Genomic DNA, 20,824 nt, shown 5'->3' with positions numbered 1-20,824 from the left:
CGGGTGGCCTGCCCGGGTTCTGGGTCAGTCCTTGGGGCGGAACGAAATGATCAGGCTGCTGGGTACCCGGCCATCGGTGTCACGCGGCAGGACCTCGGTTTTGTCGATGGCTTTCAGCACCGCCTCATCCCAGGCGGGTACACCGCTCGATTTGCTGAGCTTGCGGCCGACGATGGTGCCGTCCGGTGCGGCCCGCACTTCCACTTCGGCGACCGGGTTGCCAGCGATGTCATCGCTGAACACGATGTTGGGTTTGACCCGGGCCTTGATGCGTCCACCATAGCTCGCGGAAGGACCGGACGACTGCATCGCCGAACCCGTCGCATTGGGCCCGCCCGACGCGCCCGCCAGTCCCGCCATGCGCTTGAGGTTGTCAGCACGCTGCGCCTCCAGGCGCTTGGCCTCGGCGGCTTCTGCATCTTTCTTGCGCTTGGCGTCGGCTTCGGCCGCCTTGCGTTTTTCGGCCTCGGCCTCTTGCTTTTTGCGCTCTTGCTCTTTTTCCTTTTCACGCTGCAGCTGTTCTTGGCGCTTCTTCTCGGCCGCCTTTTCGGCGGCCTTGTCGGCCTCGCGCTTTTGCTGCAAGGCTTTTTCACGCTCTTGCTTCTCGCGCTCGGCCTTCTCCAGCTTCTCGCGTTTCTCGCGCTCTTTTTTGTCTTGCTCTTTTTTCTCGAGCTCGCGCTGGTGCTCCCGCTCTTTCTTTTCGAGCTCCTTGCGCTTGCGTTCTTTCTCCAGCGCGATCTGGGCGTCCTTGAGGGATTCGTCCGGGGCGGGCGCCGGTGGCGGCTTCACGGCGGGCTGTGGCTGCGGCGCTGGCGTTGGCTTGGGCGGCTCGATCTCGGGCGGCGGCGGGGGCGGCGGTTCGACCGCGCGCGGCGCTGCTTCCTGCGGCACGGCCGACCACAGCTCGGCCTCCACGGCGACCTCGACCGCATCGCGTTTCCATTGCACGCTGAAACTCAGCGCCAGCAGCAGCAGGCCGTGGGCCAGCAAGGCCATCACCACGGACGGACCGAGACCGCCCTGGGGTGGTGGGGCAAATTCGGAGCGGTGCAGGGCAGTCGTCGACATGTCGGACAGGGGGCGCCTCAGTTGCTCAGCTGGACCGACAGGCCCACGCGCTTGATTCCGGCGCGCTGCAACGCATCCATCACCTTGACCACCGATTCGTACTTCACATTGCGGTCGGCGCTGATCACGACGGGGTTGTTGTCATCGCCGTCCTGGGCCTCGCGCACCGCGGCCACCAGCTGCTTGGCACTGATGGATTGGGTTTTCTCAGGCTTGCCGGGGCTGCGCAGTTCGAGCTTTTCGTCTTTGCCAATGACCACCTGCACCACGCGATCGGGCTGCTTGGAGGCCTTGCCCACGCTGGGCAGATCGATGTTGCTGGGCGTGATCAGGGGCGCGGTCACCATGAAGATGATCAACAGCACCAGCATCACATCGATGAAGGGCACCATGTTGATCTCGTTGATGGTGCGGCGGCCGCGGCCGCGTGAAACCATGGCAGGCATGTGCTTCTCCTGGGGGCGCGAGCGGGCTCAGCGGCTGGTGGCCGAGGCAGCAGCCGCCTGGGCACCCAGGTTGCGCTGCAAGATGTTGGAGAACTCTTCGATGAAGGTCTCTTGGTGGATGGCCACGCGGTCAATGTCGCGCGCAAAACGGTTGTAGGCGACCACAGCGGGGATGGCCGAGAACAAGCCAATGGCCGTGGCCACCAGGGCCTCGGCGATGCCGGGTGCGACGGTGGCCAGCGTGACCTGCTGCAAGCCCGCCAGGCCCGTGAAGGCGTGCATGATGCCCCAGACCGTGCCAAACAGGCCCACGTAGGGGGAGACCGAACCCACCGAGGCCAGGAAGGACAGGTTGGACTCGATCACGTCCATCTCGCGCTGGAAGCTGGCGCGCATGGCGCGGCGCGCGCCGTCCATGAGCGTGCCCGCGTCACTGATGCGGCGTTCGCGCAGCTTTTGGAATTCGCGCATGCCACTGGCGAAGATGCGTTCCATCGGGCCCGATTGGCGGGCGTTTTGAGCCGCTGCGGCGAACAGGTCGTTCAGGCTGGTGCCGGACCAGAACTCGCGCTCGAAGTCCTCGTTGAGCGACTTCACCCGCTTGAGCGAAAACAGCTTGCGGAAGATGGCGGCCCAGCTGGCAATCGAGATGCCGACCAGCAGCAGCATGACCCCTTGGACCACCACGCTGGCGTGCAGCACCAGGTTGATGATGGACAGGTCTTGTGAGTTCATGAAAGTGCTTCCAGGATGTTCGAGGGAATGCGGGTCGGACGCAGGCTGGCCGCGTCAACCCAACCAATGCGGATCGTGCCTTCGCACAGAAGTTCCATGGGCTGGCCTTGGCCATCCAGCAGCCAGGCCTGCTGGGCGATCACCAGCGAGGCGCGGCCCCCGGTGTGCAGCGAGGCGCTGACCACGAGCTGGTCGTCCAGGCGGGCAGGGCGGTGGTAGCGGACGCTGGTCTCGCTGACCACGAACATGCCACCTGTGCTGTCGCGCAGCGCCTGCTGACCAATGCCCAGGCTGCGCAGCCACTCGGTGCGCGCCCGTTCAAAAAACTTCAGGTAATTGGCATAGAAAACAATGCCGCCCGCATCGGTGTCCTCCCAGTACACGCGCACGGGGTGGCGGAAGGCGGCTGCGGCCAAGCTGGCCGGGCTGGGGGGCGGGCTCATCCGGCCAAGGCCTTCAAGCGGGCCACCGCTTCTTGCAGGTGGGCCATGGAGCTGGCCGTTGAAAAACGCAGGAAGTCGGCTGTCTGGGCGGTACCAAAGTCGCGCCCCGGCGTGACCGCCAGATGGCTTTCCTTCATGAGGGTGTAGGCCAGGTCCCAGCTGCCTTGCACGCCCAGGCGAGCGCACCACTCGCGGCAATCCGCCCAGGCATAGAAGGCGCCATCAGGCTGCACCGGCACGCTCAGGCCAAGTTGCTCCAGCGCCGGGATGAAGTAGTCACGGCGCGCCTTGAACTCGGAGCGGCGCTGTTCGTAAACGGCCAGGGAATCCGGTTCAAAGCAGGCCAGGGCAGCATGCTGGGCCACGGTGCTGGCGCAAATGAACAGATTTTGCGCCAGGCGCTCGACCACGGGCACCAAGGCGTCGGGCACCACCAGCCAGCCCAGGCGCCAGCCGGTCATGTTGAAGTACTTGCTGAAGCTGTTGATGCTGATGATCTGGTCGTCGATGGCCAGGCCGGTGTGGCCGTAGGTGTCGTCGTAGCTCAAGCCGAGGTAGATCTCATCGACCAGGGTGACGCCGTCGTGCGACTTCACCACCTCATGAATGCGGCGCAACTCGTCGGGGTGGATCGAGGTGCCGGTGGGGTTGGAGGGCGAGGCCAGCAGCACGCCGCGTGTGCGCGGCGTCCAGGCTTGGCTGACCTTGTCGGCGCTCAACTGGTAGCGCTCGTCCGCCGTGGTCGGGATCAGCACCGCATTGCCTTCGGCCGCACTCACAAAGTGCCGGTTGCAGGGGTAGCTGGGGTCGGGCATGAGCACCTCGTCACCCGCGTCGATCAAGGCCAGGCAGGCCAGCTGCAAGGCGGCCGAGGCGCCTGCGGTGATCACGATGCGGCGCGCAGGCACGTCGGCGCCAAAGCGCTGTGCGTACCACTGGCTGATGCGTTCACGCAGCGGCTCCAGGCCGGTGGCCTGGGTGTACTGCGTGGCTCCGTCACGGATGGCTTTGTGCGCCGCTTCCTGCACCGCTTCGGGGGCGGTGAAATCGGGCTCGCCGATGTTCAGGAAGATCATGGGGCGGCTGCTGTTCGCCACCTCACGGGCCAGTTGCGAGGCGGCCTTGGCCACCTCCATCACGTAAAAGGGCTCAATGCGCCCAGCGCGGGTGGAGATTTTCATGCGTGCGGATCAGGCGCGGTTCAGGACGCGTCTGGGGTATCGGTCGAAGCAGCGGGCGGGGTGTCGGTCACAGCGGCGGCAGCCGCGGCCTTGGAACCGGCTTGGCCCTTGTCGGCGGCGACTTCGTCGGCGCGCAACTGAGGTGCCAGGCCGTTGAGCACGGCGTTCACGTACTTGTGGCCATCGGTGCCGCCAAATTCTTTGGTCAGCTCAATGCATTCGTTGAGCACCACGCGCCAGGGCACGTCAGGGCAGAACTGCAGTTCGTAGACGCCAATCCACATCACCGCGTGCTCGATGGGCGAGATCTCGGCCAGTTTGCGGTCCAGCAGCGGGTTGATGCGCGCGTCCAGCTCTTCGCTGATCGAGACGCAGCCATGCAGCAAGGTGTTGTAGTGGGCGGCGTCGGCCTTGTGGAAGCCCGACAGGTCGCGCGTGAAGTGGTCGATCGCGGTGGCGTCGTTCTTGCCGACCAGGAACTGGTACAGCGCCTGCAGCGCGAATTCGCGCGCACGGCTGCGGTCGGACTTGGACGCGGCCTTGCGGGCGCCGGTGCTCGTGGTGCCTTTGCGGGGCTGGCGCGGCGGGCGCGCGGAGGAGGGGGAGGTTTCGCTCATGACAGGTCTTCCAGCAGGTTGGCCATCTCGACCGCCACACGGGCTGCGTCGCGGCCCTTGTCGGTCTGGCGGGCCACCGCCTGCTCGAGGTTTTCGGTGGTGATGATCGCGTTGGCGATCGGGATCTGGTAGTCGAGGGTCAGTCGGGTCACGCCTGCGCCGGACTCATTGGCCACCAGTTCAAAGTGGTAGGTTTCGCCGCGGATGATGCAGCCCAGCGCGATCAGCGCGTCGAACTCATCTTTTTCGGCCAGCGCTTGCAGGGCCACAGGCACTTCCAGGGCCCCGGGCACGAACACGTGCTGGATGTGCTTGTCCTGCACGCCCAATGCCAGCAACTCGGCCTTGCAAGCCTCGGCCAACGCGTTGGTGATGCTCTCATTGAAGCGAGCCTGCACGATGCCGATGTGGAGTTTGCGGCCATCCAATTTGTCGGAAGTGCCTTTTTCTGCGCCAAACATGAGTCTTACTCCTTGGTGAGGTAGCCGGTGATTTCGAGGCCGTAACCCGCCATGCTGGGCATGCGGCGGGGGTTGCCCATCAGGCGCATGCGGTGCACACCGCAGGCGCGCAGAATTTGCGCCCCGATGCCGTAGGTGCGCAAGTCCATGCGGCCCCGTTCAGGGGCTTGGGCGGCACGTGCTCGGCCTTCGAACTGGGCCAACAATTCGTCAGCGCCTTCGCCGCAGTTGAGCAGCACGGCCACGCCCTTGCCGCTGGCGGCGAAGTGGGCCAGGCTGGCGTCCAGGCCCCAGGAGTGCATGCTGCGGTTGACTTCCAACGCGTCCAGCACCGACAGCGGTTCGTGCACGCGGGCGTCCACCACTTCATCGGCTTGCCACTGGCCTTTGACCAAGGCGATGTGAACGCCCTGGCTGGGCTTGTCGCGGAAGGCGTGGGCCGTGAACTCGCCATAGGCGGTTTTGATGCTGCGGCTGCCCAGTTTTTCGACCAGCGACTCGGTGCGGCTGCGGTATTCGATCAGGTCGGCGATGGTGCCAATCTTCAGGTCATGCTCGGCGGCGAAGAGTTGCAGGTCCGGCAAGCGGGCCATGGTGCCGTCTTCGTTCATCACCTCGCAGATCACCGAGGCGGGGCTGCAGCCGGCCATCGTGGCCAGGTCGCAACCTGCTTCGGTGTGGCCGGCGCGCATCAGCACGCCGCCTTCAACCGCTTGCAGCGGGAAGATGTGGCCAGGCTGCACCAGGTCGCTGGCTTGGGCATTGGGGGCCACGGCCGCTTGCACGGTGCGTGAGCGGTCAGCCGCCGAGATGCCGGTGGTCACGCCTTCAGCGGCCTCGATGGACACAGTGAAGGCCGTGGCGTGTTTGGCCCCGTTGTTGCTGACCATGGGCGGCAGGTTCAGGCGCTCGCACATCTCGCGCGACAGCGTCAGGCAGATCAGGCCGCGGGCGTAGCGGGCCATGAAGTTGATGTACTCGGGCGTGACGTGGTCTGCAGCCAGCACCAGGTCGCCTTCGTTTTCACGGTCTTCTTCGTCGACCAGAATGACCATGCGGCCGGCGCGCATGTCGGCCACGATGTCCTCGACCGGGGAAATGGCCACAGGCGTGATTTGTTTGCTAGTCATGGTTCTTGGGTTGAATGCAGGTTCCACGGGTCGTCTTGCGGGCTGGCAGGCCTTAGCGAGGGGACGGGTGGTACATGGTTGGTTCCGCAGCAGAATGCGCTTGGGCCAGGCCAAACCCGGCGGCGAGCCGGGGCTGGCGGTGGGCCGCCGTTCTTCAAGGGCCGGTTCAGCGGGCTGGGCCCGTCTGGGGACTGGCCTTCGACATCCCCCGATTATCGCCTCAAAGGTGGGTCGGGGTCTGCTTCCTGTGAGCTGGGAACCTGGCTTGAGCTCCAGGGGCCTCTTGCTTGAGGCGGCTCATGGGTTTCACAGGCATAAAAAAACCGGTCGGAGACCGGTTCGGTTGGCGCGACCCAGCCCGTGGGCCTGGCGCGCCAGGGCAGTGCCATCAAGCGGTCATTGACCGTTTTTTTCAGCCTTGGCCGCAGCGGCACCTTCGGCCTTGCGTTTGGCGCGGGCGGCCTTGCGTTCTTCTTTGGTGGCCTTGGCGGAGGCTGCTGGCTTGTCGCCCCCTGCGGCCGCATCGCCGTTTTCAGCCGCTTTGGACTCTTTGGCTGCAGCAGCACCGGCGGCCTTGCGGGCTTTGCGCGCTTCGGCTTTCTCAGCCGGCGTGGCGGTCGCAGAAGGCGCGGCTTTGGCACCAGCCGGATCGACTTCACCGGCGGCAAAAGCCTGGCCGGCGAGCAGTTGGGTCAACAAAACACCCAGGGACAAAACGAGTTTTTTCATGAGTTTCTCCAATAAAACCAAGCCAGCGGATCGGTGATGTTGGGAGCACCAGACCCGCACGATGTGCTTGGGCAAGGCAGGAGTCCTCTCGGAGGAGAGCGGCTGGTGCGCGTTGCTCAGCCAGTCCACTCTAATGGATTGGGTGCCTCCAGATATCTTATTTTTTACATTTGTTCGTACAGTGATTGAAAAAGGCCCAACTCGACGCGGACTTGATCAAGTGGCTTGACTTGGTCCTCTGTGGGCTGGGTCGATTCAGACCGGCCGCCATTCGTTGGCATGAAAAAAGCCCCGACGGCCTGGCGGCGGTCGGGGCTCGCAGCGACCGCATGGACGGTCTTTCTGTTGGAGGCTGGTGATTTACTTGTTCATCGGTTCAGCTTTGGCCGCCGCCTCGGCTTCGGCTCGGCGCTTGGCCCGCAGGGCATCTTGCTGCGCCTTGTTGCCTGAGTTGACCTGCAGTGCGCGGTCGTAGCCAGCCACATCAGCATTGCCACTTTCTGCCTTGGCCGAAGCCTTGGCGGCTGCAGCACCCTCGGCCTGGCGCTTAGCTCGAGCGGCATCCTTCTCAGCCTGGGTGGCGGGCTTGGCTTGCATCGCGCGGTCGTAGCCGTCGACGTTTGCGTTGCCGCTTTCAGCCTTGGCCGAGGCTTTGGCTGCATCAGCACCAGCGGCCTTGCGAGCGGCAGCAGCGTCGCTGGCGGTGTCTGCAGCGAACGCATTCAGGGCGAACAGGGAGGCCAGAGAGAAGCCCAGGGACAGTGTCAGTTTTTTCATTGATAGCTCCAGTAGTGTCAAAGTTACGTTGTCACCGCCAGGGCCCCGGCGAGGAGGTCAAAGGTTTGAGCGCCATCGCCAAGGTTGCCTTCGTACCCAAAAAATCAATTGGGGTGCACAACGTCACGGACTGTAGGAGAATCAATTTCTCATTTCGATCAATCTGACCCTAAATGTTACAAACTCTGCCATATTGAATCGTTTGGATAATATTTTTGCGTTTCAATTACGTGGGGCTGTCATCATTCGTTCCACGTAACGCGCCACGGTATCAATTTCCAGGTTGATTGCGTCCCCGGTTTTGAGGTATTGCAGGGTGGTGTTTTCGACCGTGTGAGGGATCAGGTTGATGCTGATGTCCGTGCCTTGATCGGTATCTGTGACCCGATTGACGGTCAGGCTCACCCCGTTCAAGGTGATCGAACCTTTGTAGGCCAGGAACCGGCCCAAGGCGCGCGGCGCCGTCACACACAACTCCCAGCTTTCGCCCACCTGCCCAAATGACGCCACGGTGCCCAGGCCATCCACATGGCCCGAAACAATGTGCCCGCCCAGTCGGTCGTTGGCGCGCAGTGCTTTTTCCAGGTTGACCGGGCCCGTGTGGGTCAAGCCAGAGGTCTTGTCCAGTGATTCGGCCGAGATGTCGATGGTGAACTGGCGTTGCGCGAGCTGCAGGCTGGTGACCGTCATGCAGGCGCCGTTGAGCGCAATGCTGTCGCCCAGGCCGACATCGTCGAGGTAGCCCGCAGGGGCTTCGATCGTCAGGCGCTTGCCGTGTTGTTGGCTGGCGCCCAGGTCTTGCAAGGCCACGATGCGGCCGATGCCGGTGATGATTCCAGTGAACATGGTTGTTTCCGGTGAGCAGTGAAAAAGTGAAAAAGAAAGATCAAGCCCAAGCGGGCTGAGCCGCGAGCCGTCAGCGTTGAGGGGCCTTGCGAGCCCGCAAGCGCAGGTCAGGTCCCACGCGCTCAAGGTCGGTGAAGACCAGCGCGTGGGTCTGGTCCAAATCGGTTTGTTCGGGCAAGGTGGCCAGCGGTCGGCCTGGGCCCAGGACCTTGGGGGCCACGTACAGCAGCCATTCGTCGATCAGCCCTGCTTGCATCAGTGCGCCGTTCAGGATCGGCCCCCCTTCGACGTGCAGTTCGTTGACTTCTCGGCGGGCCAGTTCGGCCAACATCGCAGGCAAGTCCACTCGGCCGTCCGCGCTGGGCAGCACCAGGACTTCGGCCCCACGTTCAATGAAGGGTTGATGCCGTGCGGGATCGCTGACCGTGGTGGCGAACCACAGAGCGCGGGCTTGGCCGAACAGGCGGGCCGACAGCGGGGTTCGCAACTGGCTGTCCAGCACCACCAAATGAGGCTGGCGAGGTGTGGCGACGTCCCGGACATTGAGCAAAGGGTCGTCGGCCAGCACGGTGCCCACACCGGTCAGGACCGCACAGGCCCGGGCGCGCCAGGCTTGGCCATCGGCCCGCGCCTCGGGCGACGTAATCCACTGGCTCTGGCCATTGTTCAGGGCGGTGCGTCCATCCAGCGAGCCCGCGATCTTGCTGCGCACCCAGGGGCGGCTTTCGCTCATGCGCGTGAGAAAACCGATGTTGAGTTCGCGCGCCTCATCGGCGCCGGGCCCCACCTCGACCTCGATGCCAGCCGCGCGCAGGCGGGCCAATCCCTGGCCGCTCACCAGTGGATTGGGGTCCACCAGGGAGGCCACCACCTTGGCCACGCCGGCTTCAATCAACGCGTCGCAGCAAGGGCCCGTGCGCCCTTGGTGGGAGCAGGGCTCCAGCGTCACATAGGCCGTGGCGCCCCGGGTGCTCTGGCCGCGTGCTTGGGCGTCGCGCAGCGCCATGACTTCGGCGTGAGGGCCTCCCCGCACTTGGGTGTGGCCACGTCCAATGACTTGGCCATCCGGAGCGATCAAGACCGCGCCCACGGCTGGGTTGGGAGGGCAGATCAGGCGGGCCTGATGGGCCAAGGCAAGCGCCTCTTGGATGGCGTGACGGGTCATTGAAAACAAAGTGCAGACGAACGGCTGTGACGCGAGGCCGTCGATCCAGGGGACCTCGCCATCACTCGATTGGGCGCAAAGCTTGCCAGGGGCTCAGCGTAGCGTCTCCGCCATGGTCTCGATAAGCCCTGCGCCGCGAAGTTTAAGCCTTCCGTGCCCGTCGCACCGGGCTCAGGGTTTGACCCTGCCCGAGGTGTTGGTGTGTCTGGCGCTGCTGGCCTTGCTGGGGGGCGCAGCCTGGCCCAGCCTGCGCCAGTTCCTGGAGCGACAACGCACCGAGGCGGCCGCCAACCACATGGTGGCGGCGCTGCAAAGGGCCCGGTTGGAGGGTTTGCGGCGCTCAGGGGGTGTGGTGCTGGCGCGTCTCAGTGGCCCCGACTGTCCAGCGTCACCGGCGGCGGATTGGTCATGTGGTTGGCTGCTGTTCGTCGATGACAACAACGACAAGCGCTGGACGCCGGGTGAGTTGGTGCTGCAGCAATACCCCTTGCAAGACCAAACCCTGGTCAGGCGCTCGGTCAACGCCGTCAGTCTCAGTGTGAACCGTTGGGGCCATTGGGGAGCGCTGGTGTTCAGCTTCAGCTTCATTCCGCCCTCTGGCTCTCTGGCCGCCTCCGTTCAGTTGTGCGGCTCCAGCGGTGGTCGGGTGCGCAAGATCAGCGGGGCGGTCCAATGCGAGCCAACATGAGGGGCGCCACGCCGAGCCGGGTTCAGGCCCGCGGCCGGTGGTCGCGGCGCGCGGCGGCTCGGGGCGGTTTGTTGATCGAGGTCCTGGTGTCTTGCTTGGTGTTGGCCTGGGCCTCGCAAGCCCTGCTCCAGTTGCAGCTGGGCAGTGCCGCCTACCAGGCAGGAGCCGACAGCCGATGGCAAGCGCAAAGCTTGGCGGCCGAGTGGTTGGAGCGTTCAGCCTTGCTGGCTGACGGACTCACAGGTGCTGGGGACTTGGCCGTTGGCTGGGCAGCGGCCTCCGCAGAACTGGCCTGCGACCAGCACGCTTGTGTGCCTGAGGCTCTGCTGCATTGGCAGCAAGCACAGTGGCAAGCCTGGGCTCGCACGCAACTGCCGCAAGGCGTGGCGGCTTTGTGGCCGGGGCAAGACCCTTCACAGGCGATGGGGGTGGCCCTGGCTTGGCAAGCCCCGGGGGGTGATGAGCCGTCCCGGCGGTGGTTGAATCCTGCGGCGATGGGGACGCAGCCCCGCCTGGCCTGTCCTCCAGAGCGTTGGTGCGCCTGGGTTTGGAAGGCACCATGAGCCCGGTGGCTGCGGTTCGCTGGGTGCGCCACGGCAGGGGGGTGTCTCTGGTGGAGTTGCTGGTCGGACTCACCCTGGGGGCGTTGCTCGTGATGGCCTGCATGGGTTTGTGGCTGGCCACCCGCAGCAGCACCGAGGCTCTGGTGGGACGAACCGCCTTGCAGAGCCAAGCCCAGCACACCCTGGCGCTGCTGACCCAGCAACTGCGTCAAGCCGGGGCCCTGGAGTTGCGTGGCCCGCCTGGGGCATGGACCCCATTGCAGCGGGTGGCGTTCAGCAGCCAGTGGGACGGGTTGGACGTCAATGGCGACGGGGTGCGTGACGGTGTGGCCCTTTGGGGTGAGGAGGGCGGCCTGCGCCCAGACGCCCTCAGCGTCAGTTTTGAATACCGCTCTGCCAACACCACGCCCGACTGCCTGGGCGCCGCTCCCGCGGCGGGGTCAAGCCGGGTGGACAGCCGATTTGCCGTCGTGTCTGGCGTCTTGCGTTGCCTGGGCTCAGGCAACAGCGCGGCCCAGCCCATCAGCAACCAGGTCGAGGACTTCCAGCTGCATTACTGGCTGCGTGACGGCGCAGGGGCGTCAATGCAGCATCAGTTGCTGCAGGCCGATCAGTTGGCCGGGCGTTGGTCGCAGGTGGTGGCGGTGGTTCTTTGTCTGCAGTGGGTGGCGGACCCGCGTGCCGCCGACCGGGCCTTGGCTGGCACCCGGCGCGACGCAGCGCAGGCCAAGGCGGCACTCGATTGCCATGAGGCGCCGTGGCCTGACGATGGGCGCATGCGCCTCACCTTGCGCCGCACCGTGTTTCTTCAAGGCCGAGGGAGCTTGTTTTGACGGCGGCTGCCCGGTCTCGCTCAGCCGGTGGCGTGGCCCTGCTCGTGGTGCTGGTGATGATTCTTTTGAGTGCCTTGCTGGCTTGGGTGGCGGCCCATCAAGCGCTGCTCAGTGAAACGCTGGCGGGGCAAGAGGTGGATGAATCCCTGGCCCTTGCGGCCGCCCAAGCCTTGCTGCGCGATGCCGAGCGCGACGTGCTGGGCCTGCGCGTGGAAGGGCAGCCCTGCCAGACACCGTCGGGTGTGCTGTCCTGCCGCGACCCCAGCGATGGGCCCACCTACCCGGTCGATGTCGAGGCCTTTGCGGCCCTGGTTCAGCGCCTGGCGGCCCGCACCCCGCCGTGTGAGAAAGGCATCTGCCTGGGGCTGGGGGATGCCGTCAGCGGTGAGAGCAGCAGCTTCTGGTGGCAAGCGGGCCAGCTCAAGACCTGGGTCGAAGGTGGTGGCGGCGTGCCCTACGGCCGGTACACCGGCGCCCGCTCCACCGGGGGTGGCAGCGCCTGGGGTGACGATCTGGATCTGTTGCAGGTCAGCGCCAATCGCGGTGCGTGGTACTGGGTCGAGGTATTGCCTTACCAGGTGGGCAGCTCGGCTTTCCAAGCGTCTGCCGCCCGGGGCCTCAGTCCGCTGGCTCCCTTGCCCGCCCATCCCTTTGTGTACCGCATCACGGCCGTGGTGCAGGGGCGAACCGCGGCCACCGCGGTCGTTTTGCAAAGTGTCTTGGTGCGCCAAGCGTTGGGGGGTGTATGAGGGCCTTGTTGTCTTTCACCTGGGGGCATGTCCGTCTTGCCGGGTGGCCCGGGCTTCTGGGCGGGCGGTGGCGATGGCGTGTCTTGTTCATCGCTTGGCTGGGCCCGGCCAGCGCGGCCCCACTGAGCTGGCCGGAACGCCCTTGGGGCAGCTTCCGAGGCGTGACACCCAACCTCATCGTTTCGGTGGCCGAGGGGCGTGACCTGAGCGCGTCGGAGTTGCAGACCTGGCAGCAGGGCCTGGACCTGGCCCTGGACACCGTCCCCGATGGACGCTTGCGCCTGGGCTTCCAATCCCTGGCGCGTTGCCAGCCGGGCTCGGCGGTCGTCAACCCCGAGCCCGGCTGCCCCGCACTGCGATTGCGGACGCTGGATGCCAATGCCCGGCAGCTGTGGCGACATTGGTTGCAAGGCCTGCGCCCCAGTGCCAACTTGTCGGCCCATGTCTTGATGGCTGAAGCGGGGCGCTTCATGCGCAGCCGGGGCCCCGAAGGCCCTTATGCCGCCCAACCAGGTCAGCAGGAGGCGCCCGTGGCCAGTTGTCGCAAATCCACCCACCTGCTGATCAGCAACGATGCCTGGAATGGTGTGCAAAGCGCTGAGGCCGGCGCCCTGCCGCAGGCCTCGGAAGACGGGCAACGGTGGAACTTGCCCGATGGCCGGGTCTACGACCCCTATGGCGCCACGGTTGCCCAGACCCGCGTGTACCGTGACACCCATGCCCACGCGGTCACCACGCCCAAGGGCCAGCCGCAGGGCAGTTTGGCCGACGTGGTTTTCACCCATTGGGCGCAAGACCTTCAGCCGGACTTGCCCGATCAGCTCACCCCCTTGTGGCATGAAATCGCCCAGCCAGAGCCCTGGGGCCTGGAGGCCTACTGGAACCCGCGCAACAACCCAGCCACCTGGCAGCACCTGTTGACCCACGCCTTGGTGTCTGGGGCTGGGGCCCGCTTGCCTGGCCCACAAGACGCTGGCCGAAGTGGGCCCGCCTGGGGCGGCCACGACCGTGCTGGGGATTTTGCGGCCCTGGTCGGTGGTCGTCTGGGCTGGTGCAACCCCTTGTCAAAGGCGTCTTCGGCAGATGGCCCCTGGCCACCTCAGGCCTGCACCTCCGTGCCTGAGGCCCGGCTGCAAGACCTGTGGCACGCGGCGCTCAATGGGCGTGGGCGCTTCATCGCCGCGGCCGATGCCTGGCGCTGGCGCCAGGGCTTGGACAGCCTGCTTGCGCAGGTGCTCAACGATGCGGCGTTGCCGGCCCAGGAGCAAACGCTTTTGACCCAGACCCAGTCCGACCCGCAAGGGGTCTTGCAGGCCGGCTTCCTGCAACGGTCCTGGCGCGGCTGGCTGCAGGCCTCGGCCTGGCAAGGTGTGACCGGCCTGGCGCGGGTGCCGACCTGGGAGGCGGGCGAGCAGCTCGACCGCGTGCCACCCGAACAGCGGGTCATCTGGAGCCACAACGGACGCCAAGCGATTCGTTTTGACTGGGCCGAGCTGTCGCCTTCACAGCAAGCCGCGCTGGCCGGGGTGCCTGCGGCCTGGGCCTTGCAGCCGGAGCACACAGAACAGGGCCAATCGCTGTGGCGCTATGCCCGCGGCGAGCGCTCGCTGGAGATGCGATGGGGCGGGCCCTGGCGCAACCGGGCTTCGGTGCTGGGCGCCATCGTGCACTCGCAACCCTGGGTGCTCAACCCGCCCGACGCCAGCTTGCCTGGGGTGGGCCATGCGGCCTTTGCCGAGCGCCTGCATGCGCGGCCGAGGCTGGTGTTTGTCGGGGCCCTTGACGGTGCCTTGCACGGTTTTGACGGGGCCACAGGCTTGGAGCGCCTGGCCTATGTGCCCCTCGGGGCCTTACCGGCGCTGCGAACATGGGCTGACCCCGCTGGATCGCGGCCTTACACGGTGGACGGATCCCCCTTCGCGGGGGACTTTTGGGACGGACAGGTCTGGCGCACCGCCCTGGTCGGCAGCCTGGGCCGGGGTGGGCGCGGCTACTTCGTGCTGGACGTCACCGACCCCAGCCGCTGGACCGACAGTCTGGCGGCACCTGGCGTCTGGTTGGACCGCACCGACGACCCCGACCCCGACCTGGGTCACCTCGTGTTCGCCCCTTCGCGCGACCCGGCCCAGCCGGATCGCAGCGGCCAGGTCACCCAGCTCAACAACGGGCGCTGGGCCGTGTTGCTGGGCAACGGGGTCAACAGCGCCTCGGAGCAAGCGGTGTTGTTGGTGCAGTACCTCGACGGTGCGCGCGAGCGCTTGAAGTTGCCCACGGACGGGCAGGGCGGCCAGGGCAATGGCTTGTCCACCCCCCAGGTGATCGACCTCGACGGCGACGGCCGTGCGGACTTGGTGTACGCGGGTGATCAGTGGGGCCAACTCTGGAAGTTCGACCTCAGTGCGGGCCAGTCGGCTGCCTGGGGCGTGGCCTGGGGGGGCCGCCCCTTGCTGGTGGCGCGCGACGCGTTGGGCCAGCCCCAGCCCATCACCGTGCCCCCGATGTGGACCCCCCACCCGTTGGGGGGCCTGATGCTCAGTTGGGGCACGGGCCGCGCTTTGAGCGAGGCGGACCTGCCAAGCAAGACGCCACAGAGCCTGTATTCGGTTTGGGACAACACCCCCATCAGCCAGGGACCCCAGGGCCTGGTGCTGGGCGCCAGCCAGCCCTTGCCGGCGCGTTGGCGCCAGACCCAGCCCGCGCCCTTGGTGGAGCAGCGCTTGAGCCCCTCGGAGGGCGTGAGCGACCCCCCGTTCTACCGATCCACCCGCGAGCCCGTGCCCTACGCTGGTCAGCCTGCCGCACGGGGTTGGTTCCTGGACCTGCCGACGCCGGGGGAGCGGGTGCTGGAGGCTGGACGGGCCGTGCAGCGTTTGTTCTGGGTGCACAGTGACATCCTGACTCAACCCGTGCCCAGTGCCGACGCGTGCGAAGAGCGCTGGTTGCCTGCCCAGGGGCGTGACTACCTGCTGGATGTGTTCACCGGCAGCGCCCCGGCGAGCGCCAGCGGGGTGTTGCAAACAGGGGATGCGAGAACGCCCTCCCGGGGGCTTGTCGGTGTCATCGCTTGGCGCTCGGGCGGCGGCCCGCGCTTGTGGCGAGGGCAAGGCCTGGGCGAGTGGCTGGGCGCAGGGGGCGGTGATGCGGCCACACCGGCCTGGCAGATCCGGGTGCGCGGCGCTGGCAGCCCTTCGGCCCGTCTGGGCTGGCGGAGGCTGCGGTGAGGGCCCGGGGACTCACCCTCATCGAGGTCTTGATCACCTTGGCCTTGCTGGGCCTGATGTGGGCCCTGGCCTGGCCCGGCTACCAGGCGCAGGTGCAGCGGGTGCGGCGCACCGAAGCCCGGCAAGCCTTGGTCGAAGGGGCCCAGTGGCTGGCCCGGGTGGCCACCGTGCAGGGCCAGTACCCCCTGGCCTCGGACTGGCCCAGCAGCCGGCAACGCAGCGAGACGGGCTTGTACCGGCTGCGCTATGCGCCCAGTGCCGACCGCACGGCCTACACCTTGAGTGCCACGCCCGAGCCAGGGCCTCAGCAAAGCGATGCATGCGGCACCCTGGTGCTGGACCAGGCCGGTGGGCGCAGCCTGGCCCAGGCTTCGGGCCGCGCCTCCGTGCGAGACTGCTGGGGCCGATGAGGTCGCCTGCGGGGCCTCACTGCTTGCGCTGCACGAACAGGTTGCGCTTGGCATCCTCCGGGTAGGCGAAGGTGACCGCGCCATTTTTGATCTGGCCCATGACCAGCATGTTGGCCGAAATCGCTTCTTTGTCCTGCGGGCTGAAGGGCTTGTCGTAAGTGGCCACGACGCCGTAGTAGGTCTTCATGCGGCCTTCCAGCGAGGCCTTGATGGCTTCGCCACTGATCTGGCCATCGCGCAAACCGAGCAGCGCGTACATCAGCAGGTAGCTGGCGTCGTAGGCGTTGGCGGCGGCCATGGGCACGGGGATGCGGCGCACCTTGTACTGGCGGGCATAGCTGGCCAAAAACGCGGCGCGGCGCTCGTTGCTGGGCTCGGCGATGAAGGTTTGCACCATCAAGGCCCCCTCGGCTGCGTCGCGTGCCCCCTCGATGAAGTTCGGGAACGACAGCGGCCAGGGCCCCACCTGAGGCACCTTCCAGCCCAAGGCTTTGCGCCCATTGGCGACCACGGCGTTTTCAGGCCCCACGGTGTAGGTGAAGACCACATTGGCGCCTGCGGCTCGAGCGCGCTTGAGCTCTTCGCTGAGGTCTTTCACGCCCAGGGCAAAACGAGCCACATGCACCGGCTTGAGCTGGCGTGCAGCCAGTGCCGCCACCACATCGTTGTGCCCCCCTTCGCCGTAGCCCGTGGTGTCGGCAAACAGCGCCACCCGGTCCCAACCCCGCTTGACCAAGTCGTCCACCATGAACGGGGCTTGCAGGGCATCGCGGCCTTGCACCCGGAAGATGTAGCTTTCCGGTGCGGGAAAGCGAGTGGTCAGGGCCGTGCCCGTGGCGCACGGGATGATCAAGGGGATGTGCGCGTTCTGGAACACCTCCAGTGACTTGGCGGCCACGCCGGTGTTGCAAAAGCCAATCGTGGCTTGCACCTTGTCTCGCACCAAGGCTTCGGACGCTTGGCGGCCCAGGTCCGGATCGGCCTGGTCGTCCTTCACCACGAGCTCCAAGGGTTGACCCAGGTAGCCGCCCACGGCGTTGATTTCGTTCACCGCGAGTTGGATGCCATTGAGCATGGGGACGCCGAAATCGGCCGATGGACCAGTGAATGGTCCTATCACCCCGACCCGGATCGGTGGCTTGGGCGCGGGCAGGGGGGCCGTCCCAGGCTGGGCCCAGGCCAGCGTGGCCATGCTGACCAGACCCAGCAGCACGGCCAGGTGGCGTCGAGGCCGCGCTGATTGGGGCCGCTGGCGCAGGGCCGTGTGGGAGAAGCGAAATCGAAATAGAGAGGTCACGTGGACAAGGCGCAGGGCCGGCAGCTCAAGGAGGCCCGACTGTAGGCGCCACCCCGGAGGTGGTAAACGGTGCTTACCCGAGGCCTGTGGGCCTTGCCAAATCGGATGCCCTGACCCATGTTGATCAGCCGCTACCATGTGCGAGCCCGCTCGGTCGATGTGGCTGCGGGCGCTTTCATCGACCCTGTACCCTGCCTGATGCTGTGAGCCCCCGAGAAATCAGAACCTATGGCATGTCCGAGCGAGCGGATCACCTCGATTTCGACATCCGCGAGCAGCTGGTGCGGCCGCCCCTGTTGCGACCGCATCGCCACGATTACTTCCAGATCCAGGTCAGCCTGGAAGGCGATGGCGAGCAGACCGTGGGCGCCAGCGTGCGGCCTTTTGCGGGCGGAACGCTGAGCTTCGTGCTGCCTTACCGGGTGCATGTGGTGTCGCACCCACCGGGCTCGCGCTACGTGATCATCAATTTCTCGCAGTCCTTTTGGCGCCCTGATCTGCAGGTGGATGCTCTGGATCTGGAGGATGTGCCCCTGAGCCTGGCCCCGGAGCTGGGCTTGTTCCTGTTCCAGGAATTCACCGACTTTCACTTCCCACCCGAGGCCTTTGCCGAGGTCCAGGCCCTGGTCAGCCGCATGCTGCGAGAAAACGCACAGCGCCGCCTTGGTTCCTTGGCGGTCTTGCGCGGCCTGCTGCTGCAACTGCTGGGCCTCAGCTGCCAGCAATTCGAAGCGGACTTGCTGCGTTTGTCAGCCGCGCGGGCCCAGCAAACCAGCCAACACGAGGCGCTGCAGCGGGTGGTGCGCTACCTGCGCGAGCACCTGGCGGAGGATTTGACCCTGGGCGACGCGGCTGCGGCGGCCTTTCTGTCGCCCAATTACCTGGCCAACCTGCTGAAAAAAGAAACCGGCAAAACCTTCACCGAGTTGCTGACCGAGCGGCGCATGGAGCGTGCCCAGGAGCTGCTGGCACACAGCTCGCAGCGCGTCATGCAGATCGCCCATGCGGTGGGCTTTGCCGACGAGTCCTATTTCACCCGGCGCTTCAGGCAAAGCGTGGGCCTGAGTCCCCGAGCCTGGCGCGAGCGGCTGCGGCACAAAATGGACGCCGCCATTCAGGCGCCGGGCGCGGACGCCGCCTGAATTCTCTGAAGCCTCCTTTGTGCTGGAAAAGCTGAAACCGCTGACCGGGCGTAAGCCATCGTGTGCCTAGAGTCGGAAGCTTGGGCTTGGCCCACCCCAACCAAAAGGAGACTTCCATGACCGATCTGAACAAGCGCCAGCTGCTGCAGGGCAGCGTGTTGATGACGGCCGCTGCCGTCACAGCCTGTGCCACCCCCGCCGACCCGGCCGCCCCCCGGCCTGGCAGCCAGCCCTTCAGCATCAGCCCCACCACGGTCCCGATCGACGCCGGGGGCTCGGCACCAGCGCAGTCCTTCCCTGTGCGCCGCATCTACTGCATCGGTCGCAACTACGCAGCGCACGCGCGCGAGATGGGCTCCGATCCGACGCGTGAGCCCCCCTTTTTCTTTCAGAAGCCCAGCGACGCCATCCAGTACGTGGCGCCAGGCCGGGTGGCCGACCACCCCTATCCCAGCTTGACCCGCAACTACCACTACGAAGTCGAATTGGTCGCCGCCTTGCACCGGGGTGGGCGCAACATCCCGCGTGAGCGCGCACTCGAATGCGTCTATGGCTACGCCTTGGGGCTGGACATGACCCGGCGTGATTTGCAGCGCGGCATGGGCGACCAGAAGAAGCCCTGGGAAATCGGCAAAAGCTTTGACCAATCCGCCCCCATCGGGCCCATCTACCCGGTGGCTCGGACCGGGCACTACACGGCGGGGGCGATCTGGCTGAAGGTCAACGGACAAATCAAGCAACAGGCCACCCTCAACCACATGATCTGGTCGGTGGCCGAGCAGATCAGCCAACTGTCTGAAGCCTTCGAGCTGTTCCCTGGGGACTTGATCTATTCGGGCACGCCTGAGAACGTGGGCCCCGTGGTGCGCGGGGACTTGATCGAGTGCCACATCGACGGTCTGCCAGAGCTCAACCTGCGCATCGTTTGACGCCGCGGCGCCGTCGCGCTGCGGCGGCACTTTCCGGTCGAAATGGTTTCAGTTTGTAGCTTTGTCGCCTGGGTGTCTTGTTCGGCCCGCAGGGGCTCGGGACAATGCGGCCGACGCGTGGCGCCGGCCCTGAGCCACGGGTTTTTCAGTGCACCCCAACCTGAAATTTTTCGCTTGGCAAGCCTTGGGCGACCAGGGCATCAGGGTAAAGCCGAGGCAGGTTTTGGGCTATCTGCGACAATCTCGCCTCCCGAAAATTTTGACCGTTCGAAGAATAACTTTCTAAATGAGCACTCTGACCACCGTTGAGATCCGTCCTGCCACCTTGCGAGATGCCAAAACCGTTGCCGAAATCCACACCGTGGCCTCTCAGGCCGCTTACAAAGGAATTGTTCCCGACGAGTACCTGAAGTCGTCTTCGACCGAAAAGCGTGTCGCCCAATGGCGTGAAGCCATCGAATACTGCGAGCCCCAGGTCCAAGTGGCCATGGACGAAGGCAAGGTCGTTGGCTTTGTCGGCTTCGATCGCTCGCGTGACCCGAAGTCCCGCCCCACCACCGGCGAAATCTGGGCCCTTTACGTGTTGCCCTCCCACTGGGACAAGGGCGTTGGCCTGGCCCTGTGGGACGCTGCCCGCGACGGCCTGTCCGAAGAAGGTTGCACCAACGTCACCGCTTGGGTGCCGCTGCGCAACGAGCGCGCGATGCGCTTCCTGGAACTGGCTGGTTTCAAGCGCGAGCTGACCACGGCCAAGACCACCCCCATGGGCGCCATCAAGCTGGAGGAAATTCGCCTCAAGCGCGCCGACCTCAACTGAGGTCAACAGCTCGGCCTTGCCGGGCAGGTCAGTGAAGGGCTGCGAGGCCAACAGGCCACGGTCGAAAGGCGGTGGCCTTTTTTGCGTGCTTGTTGACCTGGCGGCGCCGGCGAAAAAAAGCCCCAATCGGCAGGAAGCCGTTGGGGCTGGGGCCGCTGGTGCGGCGCTCCTCGCCTGAGCCGACGCCCGCTTGGGCGCCATGCCGTGCCGTGCAAGCTCAGAAGCTTTCCCAGTCGTCATTCCCGCTGGTGCTGCTGGCTTTGGGCGCGCTGGCCAAGGCCGGGGCGTTGGCGGCTGCTCGTTGTGGGCTGCTCAGGCTGGCTTGGCTGGGGCGTTTGAGGGCCGGTGCGGCCGGCGCACGGGCGGCTTGAGGGGCGGGGGTGTGACGCGGCTGTGCGCTGCTCCCAGCCATGTTCAGGGCCCCGCCCTGGAGCTTGAAGGCACTGACCACCTTCGCCAGGCGTGCCGCCTGGTTGCGCAGGCTGTCGGCGGCGGCCGCGCTCTCCTCGACCAAGGCCGCGTTTTGCTGCGTCACCTGGTCCAGCTGGTTCACCGCGTCGCCCACCTGGGCAATGCC

The 20,824-nt window shown here is 66.0% G+C and carries 21 protein-coding genes and 1 pseudogene; 8 read left to right on the top strand and 14 right to left on the bottom strand.

Going from position 1 to position 20,824, the window contains the following annotated elements; genetic code table 11:
• Positions 1–24: 24 nt before the first annotated feature.
• The 12 genes from tolA to ribD all read right to left on the bottom strand — a co-directional run bounded on the left by tolA (position 25) and on the right by ribD (position 9,598).
• A complete protein-coding gene (gene tolA, locus PSQ39_RS21160) occupies positions 25–1,068 on the bottom strand; it encodes a cell envelope integrity protein TolA (RefSeq protein ID WP_273929600.1) in 1,044 nt (347 codons plus the stop codon).
• Positions 1,069–1,085: 17 nt separating this feature from the next.
• Positions 1,086–1,514 (bottom strand): protein TolR, encoded by a 429-nt coding sequence (gene tolR, locus PSQ39_RS21155; RefSeq protein ID WP_273929598.1) that lies wholly within the window; start codon positions 1,512–1,514, stop codon positions 1,086–1,088.
• Positions 1,515–1,541: 27 nt separating this feature from the next.
• Entirely contained in the window at positions 1,542–2,249 is a 708-nt protein-coding gene (tolQ, locus tag PSQ39_RS21150) for a protein TolQ (RefSeq protein ID WP_273929597.1), read from the bottom strand.
• Complete coding sequence (ybgC, locus tag PSQ39_RS21145; protein ID WP_273929595.1) at positions 2,246–2,692, bottom strand: tol-pal system-associated acyl-CoA thioesterase; 447 nt, start codon at positions 2,690–2,692, stop codon at positions 2,246–2,248. Before ybgC ends, tolQ begins: the two co-directional genes overlap by 4 nt.
• Complete coding sequence (locus PSQ39_RS21140) at positions 2,689–3,873, bottom strand: pyridoxal phosphate-dependent aminotransferase (protein WP_273929593.1); 1,185 nt, start codon at positions 3,871–3,873, stop codon at positions 2,689–2,691. The genes ybgC and PSQ39_RS21140 overlap by 4 nt, the downstream gene beginning before the upstream one ends.
• Before the next feature lie 20 nt (positions 3,874–3,893).
• Positions 3,894–4,490: a transcription antitermination factor NusB gene (gene nusB / locus PSQ39_RS21135; RefSeq protein ID WP_273929591.1), complete on the bottom strand. Its 597-nt coding sequence runs from the start codon at positions 4,488–4,490 to the stop codon at positions 3,894–3,896.
• Positions 4,487–4,951, bottom strand: coding sequence for a 6,7-dimethyl-8-ribityllumazine synthase (ribH, locus tag PSQ39_RS21130; protein WP_273929590.1), 465 nt, complete (start codon positions 4,949–4,951; stop codon positions 4,487–4,489). The genes nusB and ribH overlap by 4 nt, the downstream gene beginning before the upstream one ends.
• A 5-nt stretch (positions 4,952–4,956) precedes the next feature.
• The gene (ribBA, locus tag PSQ39_RS21125; RefSeq protein ID WP_273929587.1) at positions 4,957–6,081 is read right to left on the bottom strand and encodes a bifunctional 3,4-dihydroxy-2-butanone-4-phosphate synthase/GTP cyclohydrolase II; all 1,125 of its coding nucleotides are present in this window, start codon (positions 6,079–6,081) and stop codon (positions 4,957–4,959) included.
• A gap of 396 nt (positions 6,082–6,477) precedes the next feature.
• Entirely contained in the window at positions 6,478–6,810 is a 333-nt protein-coding gene (locus PSQ39_RS21120) for a hypothetical protein (protein WP_273929585.1), read from the bottom strand.
• Between the two features lie 360 nt (positions 6,811–7,170).
• The gene (locus PSQ39_RS21115) at positions 7,171–7,587 is read right to left on the bottom strand and encodes a hypothetical protein (protein ID WP_273929583.1); all 417 of its coding nucleotides are present in this window, start codon (positions 7,585–7,587) and stop codon (positions 7,171–7,173) included.
• A 222-nt stretch (positions 7,588–7,809) separates the two neighbouring features.
• Entirely contained in the window at positions 7,810–8,433 is a 624-nt protein-coding gene (locus PSQ39_RS21110; protein ID WP_273929582.1) for a riboflavin synthase, read from the bottom strand.
• Between the two features lie 70 nt (positions 8,434–8,503).
• Positions 8,504–9,598 (bottom strand): bifunctional diaminohydroxyphosphoribosylaminopyrimidine deaminase/5-amino-6-(5-phosphoribosylamino)uracil reductase RibD, encoded by a 1,095-nt coding sequence (ribD, locus tag PSQ39_RS21105; protein WP_273929580.1) that lies wholly within the window; start codon positions 9,596–9,598, stop codon positions 8,504–8,506.
• Between the two features lie 112 nt (positions 9,599–9,710).
• Between ribD and PSQ39_RS21100 the strand changes: the two genes are divergently transcribed.
• The 5 genes from PSQ39_RS21100 (at position 9,711) to PSQ39_RS21080 (ending at position 16,062) form a co-directional block, all read left to right on the top strand.
• Entirely contained in the window at positions 9,711–10,286 is a 576-nt protein-coding gene (locus PSQ39_RS21100; RefSeq protein ID WP_409242067.1) for a GspH/FimT family pseudopilin, read from the top strand.
• A gap of 559 nt (positions 10,287–10,845) precedes the next feature.
• Positions 10,846–11,682: a PilW family protein gene (locus PSQ39_RS21095; RefSeq protein WP_273929576.1), complete on the top strand. Its 837-nt coding sequence runs from the start codon at positions 10,846–10,848 to the stop codon at positions 11,680–11,682.
• Between the two features lie 32 nt (positions 11,683–11,714).
• The gene (locus PSQ39_RS21090) at positions 11,715–12,431 is read left to right on the top strand and encodes a pilus assembly protein (protein ID WP_273929574.1); all 717 of its coding nucleotides are present in this window, start codon (positions 11,715–11,717) and stop codon (positions 12,429–12,431) included.
• 83 nt (positions 12,432–12,514) lie between these two features.
• A complete protein-coding gene (locus tag PSQ39_RS21085) occupies positions 12,515–15,652 on the top strand; it encodes a pilus assembly protein (protein WP_273929572.1) in 3,138 nt (1,045 codons plus the stop codon).
• Positions 15,649–16,062 (top strand): type IV pilin protein, encoded by a 414-nt coding sequence (locus PSQ39_RS21080; RefSeq protein WP_273929570.1) that lies wholly within the window; start codon positions 15,649–15,651, stop codon positions 16,060–16,062. Before PSQ39_RS21085 ends, PSQ39_RS21080 begins: the two co-directional genes overlap by 4 nt.
• A 16-nt stretch (positions 16,063–16,078) precedes the next feature.
• On the opposite strand, the gene PSQ39_RS21075 is transcribed toward PSQ39_RS21080, so the two are convergent.
• Positions 16,079–17,254: an ABC transporter substrate-binding protein gene (locus PSQ39_RS21075; RefSeq protein ID WP_273929639.1), complete on the bottom strand. Its 1,176-nt coding sequence runs from the start codon at positions 17,252–17,254 to the stop codon at positions 16,079–16,081.
• Between the two features lie 338 nt (positions 17,255–17,592).
• Between PSQ39_RS21075 and PSQ39_RS21070 the strand changes: the two genes are divergently transcribed.
• The 3 genes from PSQ39_RS21070 to PSQ39_RS21060 all read left to right on the top strand — a co-directional run bounded on the left by PSQ39_RS21070 (position 17,593) and on the right by PSQ39_RS21060 (position 20,247).
• Positions 17,593–18,501: an AraC family transcriptional regulator gene (locus PSQ39_RS21070; RefSeq protein ID WP_273929568.1), complete on the top strand. Its 909-nt coding sequence runs from the start codon at positions 17,593–17,595 to the stop codon at positions 18,499–18,501.
• A gap of 116 nt (positions 18,502–18,617) precedes the next feature.
• Positions 18,618–19,430: a fumarylacetoacetate hydrolase family protein gene (locus PSQ39_RS21065; protein WP_273929566.1), complete on the top strand. Its 813-nt coding sequence runs from the start codon at positions 18,618–18,620 to the stop codon at positions 19,428–19,430.
• 286 nt (positions 19,431–19,716) lie between these two features.
• Entirely contained in the window at positions 19,717–20,247 is a 531-nt protein-coding gene (locus PSQ39_RS21060; protein ID WP_409242066.1) for a GNAT family N-acetyltransferase, read from the top strand.
• 217 nt (positions 20,248–20,464) lie between these two features.
• Here PSQ39_RS21060 and PSQ39_RS21055 read toward each other — a convergent pair.
• A pseudogene (locus tag PSQ39_RS21055) lies at positions 20,465–20,824 on the bottom strand (methyl-accepting chemotaxis protein); the annotation flags it as partial.

Origin of the sequence: Curvibacter microcysteis (genome assembly GCF_028649455.1) — a bacterium.
In the GTDB taxonomy this organism is placed as follows: Bacteria; Pseudomonadota; Gammaproteobacteria; order Burkholderiales; family Burkholderiaceae_C; genus Curvibacter; species Curvibacter microcysteis.
Note: the sequence above shows the minus strand (reverse complement) of the source record. Positions and strands in the feature narration are given on the sequence as shown.

Bases quoted from the DNA above. Each gene is read 5' to 3' on its own strand.
- tolA (WP_273929600.1), bottom strand. From the start codon at position 1,068: ATGTCGACGACTGCCCTGCACCGCTCCGAATTTGCCCCACCACCCCAG.
- tolR (WP_273929598.1), bottom strand. From the start codon at position 1,514: ATGCCTGCCATGGTTTCACGCGGCCGCGGCCGCCGCACCATCAACGAG.
- tolQ (WP_273929597.1), bottom strand. From the start codon at position 2,249: ATGAACTCACAAGACCTGTCCATCATCAACCTGGTGCTGCACGCCAGC.
- ybgC (WP_273929595.1), bottom strand. From the start codon at position 2,692: ATGAGCCCGCCCCCCAGCCCGGCCAGCTTGGCCGCAGCCGCCTTCCGC.
- PSQ39_RS21140 (WP_273929593.1), bottom strand. From the start codon at position 3,873: ATGAAAATCTCCACCCGCGCTGGGCGCATTGAGCCCTTTTACGTGATG.
- nusB (WP_273929591.1), bottom strand. From the start codon at position 4,490: ATGAGCGAAACCTCCCCCTCCTCCGCGCGCCCGCCGCGCCAGCCCCGC.
- ribH (WP_273929590.1), bottom strand. From the start codon at position 4,951: ATGTTTGGCGCAGAAAAAGGCACTTCCGACAAATTGGATGGCCGCAAA.
- ribBA (WP_273929587.1), bottom strand. From the start codon at position 6,081: ATGACTAGCAAACAAATCACGCCTGTGGCCATTTCCCCGGTCGAGGAC.
- PSQ39_RS21120 (WP_273929585.1), bottom strand. From the start codon at position 6,810: ATGAAAAAACTCGTTTTGTCCCTGGGTGTTTTGTTGACCCAACTGCTC.
- PSQ39_RS21115 (WP_273929583.1), bottom strand. From the start codon at position 7,587: ATGAAAAAACTGACACTGTCCCTGGGCTTCTCTCTGGCCTCCCTGTTC.
- PSQ39_RS21110 (WP_273929582.1), bottom strand. From the start codon at position 8,433: ATGTTCACTGGAATCATCACCGGCATCGGCCGCATCGTGGCCTTGCAA.
- ribD (WP_273929580.1), bottom strand. From the start codon at position 9,598: ATGACCCGTCACGCCATCCAAGAGGCGCTTGCCTTGGCCCATCAGGCC.
- PSQ39_RS21100 (WP_409242067.1), top strand. From the start codon at position 9,711: ATGGTCTCGATAAGCCCTGCGCCGCGAAGTTTAAGCCTTCCGTGCCCG.
- PSQ39_RS21095 (WP_273929576.1), top strand. From the start codon at position 10,846: ATGAGCCCGGTGGCTGCGGTTCGCTGGGTGCGCCACGGCAGGGGGGTG.
- PSQ39_RS21075 (WP_273929639.1), bottom strand. From the start codon at position 17,254: ATGGCCACGCTGGCCTGGGCCCAGCCTGGGACGGCCCCCCTGCCCGCG.
- PSQ39_RS21070 (WP_273929568.1), top strand. From the start codon at position 17,593: ATGTCCGAGCGAGCGGATCACCTCGATTTCGACATCCGCGAGCAGCTG.
- PSQ39_RS21065 (WP_273929566.1), top strand. From the start codon at position 18,618: ATGACCGATCTGAACAAGCGCCAGCTGCTGCAGGGCAGCGTGTTGATG.
- PSQ39_RS21060 (WP_409242066.1), top strand. From the start codon at position 19,717: ATGAGCACTCTGACCACCGTTGAGATCCGTCCTGCCACCTTGCGAGAT.